Annotated in this window: 1 protein-coding gene and 1 pseudogene; both read left to right on the top strand. The window is 73.1% G+C overall.

All coding sequences use genetic code 11. The features are described 5' to 3' along the window. Nucleotides 1-455: 455 nt before the first annotated feature. Nucleotides 456-845 carry an MAPEG family protein gene (locus tag GRF61_RS24060; protein ID WP_169153141.1) on the top strand — a complete coding sequence of 130 codons (390 nt, stop codon included), beginning with the start codon at nucleotides 456-458 and terminating at the stop codon, nucleotides 843-845. 20 nt (nucleotides 846-865) lie between these two features. Next, a pseudogene (locus GRF61_RS24065) lies at nucleotides 866-1,306 on the top strand (NTP transferase domain-containing protein); the annotation flags it as partial. Nucleotides 1,307-1,544: the final 238 nt, after the last annotated feature.

A 1,544-nucleotide genomic window follows, 5' to 3' on the forward strand; every position in this document is an offset into this window, starting at 1 on the left:
CCGGGGGAGATCGCGGTGTCCATCGCCGCCGAGCTGGTGGCGGCGAAGAACGGGGTGACGCCGGAGCGGGTGCTGCCGGTGGCCGAGGCGAAGGCGGCGCTGGAGCTGGCGGCGGATACCTTGTCGGCCTGCGCGGTGGGTGGGCGAGGGCGGTGAGGCGGGCGATGCTCCGGCACGTCCGAGCGCGCCCGATAGCCGGGTGCCTACGCCGCGGGACCACCCTGCACAGGCACGCGAGCGCGGTAACTGAATGCGCTCCCGCTGAATGGAACCGGGGCCGGGAGACGGAATTCCCTGCCGTTCAGCCGGACTGACGCGATGCCCGTGGACCTGCCTGGCGCGCGCGGTGTTTCCACCGGCCAAGACAGGGTGCGGCCGCCGCCGAGGCCCGGCGCTGGCATCCGCGCCTTCCCGCACCCACAATCCAGCCCAGACACAAACCCAGGGAGGCACCCATGTATCCGGCTCTCACCGCGTTCTACGGCGCATTGCTCGGCATCCTCTTCGTCGCGCTTTCCCTGTGGGTGTCCATGGCGCGGGCCAGCCATCGGGTGCATCACGGCGATGGCGGCCATGACGACCTGCAGCGCCGCATCCGCAGCCAGGCGAACTTCGCCGAGTACGTGCCGCTGACCCTGTTGCTGATCGGCATGGCCGAAGTCGGCGGCATCCCGCCGGCCTGGATCAACGCCCTGCTGCTGGCGCTGCTGCTCGCCCGCCTCGCCCACCCTTTCGGCATGACCGCCCGCGAAGGCTCGCCCCGCCAGTACGCCCTGCGCGGGCTGGGCATGCTGGTGACCTGGGCGGTGATCCTCATCGCCGCAGTGCTGCTGCTATTGCGCTGAGCACTTCAACGAGCACGAACATGAATTCCCTTCCCCTGCGCGGCGTCCTGCTCGCGGCCGGCTACGGCCGGCGTTTCGATCCTGCCGGCGGGCGGGACAAGCTGCTGCAGCCACTGGCCGACGGCCGGCCGGTGCTGTGGCACAGCGCGCGGGCCCTGTGCGAGGCCTTGCCCGGCAGCCTGGCGGTGCTGCGACCGGGGCAGGCGGAGCGGGTGCGCTGGCTGCGCGAGGCCGGCTGCGAGGTGGTGGAGAGCGCCGCGGCGGAGGCCGGCATGGGCGCGGCCCTGGCGGCGGGCGTGGCTGCGTCCGCCCAAGGGGGCGGCTGGGTGGTCGCGCTGGCGGACATGCCCTGGCTGCCGGTGGCGGCGATACGTGCGGTGGTCGCGGCGGTGGATGGGCCTGAGGTGGTGGCGGCCACGGCCCACGCCGGCCGGCGTGGCCATCCGGTAGGGTTTGGTGCCGCTTGGGGGGCAGGCTTGATGGCTTGCAGTGGTGATGCCGGCGCCCGGGAGCTGCTGCGCGGGACAGCGCTGCGCTTGCTCGAATGGGCGGATGACAGCGTGTTGCGGGATGTGGATGTGCCGGCGGCCCCGCCCTGCCGGCGCTGTTCGGCCTGCGCCCCGGCGCGCCGGCGATCCACGCCGGCACCTTCAGCAAGACGCTCTACCCCGGCCTGCGCATCGGCTACCTGGTGGTGCC

Source organism: Azoarcus sp. TTM-91, from assembly GCF_012911025.1.
Taxonomy (GTDB): Bacteria; Pseudomonadota; Gammaproteobacteria; order Burkholderiales; family Rhodocyclaceae; genus Azoarcus.

What these genes read in the sequence shown, in the direction of transcription:
- GRF61_RS24060 (WP_169153141.1), top strand. Translation starts at nt 456, where the DNA reads ATGTATCCGGCTCTCACCGCGTTCTACGGCGCATTGCTCGGCATCCTC.